At 28.6% G+C, this 399-nt stretch carries 1 protein-coding gene; it reads left to right on the forward strand.

The window, feature by feature from the left end; genetic code table 11:
* On the forward strand, positions 1–399 hold a 399-nt coding region (locus D3227_RS40825; RefSeq protein WP_208646651.1), incomplete at both ends, for an XkdQ/YqbQ family protein.

The raw sequence follows: 399 nt of genomic DNA on the forward strand, positions 1-399 counted from the left end.
GTCCTTATGCAGTGAAATTGGAATAAAAGTTGAAGTAAGTGGATTAGATACTAAAATAGATAAAATTTACAAGGATAAGACTATCTCAGACATTATTTATGACATCATAGAACAATGTTCACAATTCAATTCTAAAAAATTTTTTATTGAGTATGATAAAGGTACTCTAAAAGTAGGACCATTCAAAAAGATAAAAGTTACTGGACAATATGAAATGCACAAAAATACTTTTATAGATGTAGCCAAAAACATTGGAGAAGTTTCATTAAGTAGGTCAATAGTTGATATGAAAAATTCAATCCTGGTTATAACACAAAATAAAAAAGCAGTTAGAACAGTAGGAAAAGAGCAAGATAGTGAAAGTATTAAGAAGTGTGGTATGCTACAAGAAGTGGTAAC

This window comes from Mesorhizobium waimense (assembly GCF_003601975.1).
Taxonomy (GTDB): Bacteria; Pseudomonadota; Alphaproteobacteria; order Rhizobiales; family Rhizobiaceae; genus Mesorhizobium; species Mesorhizobium waimense.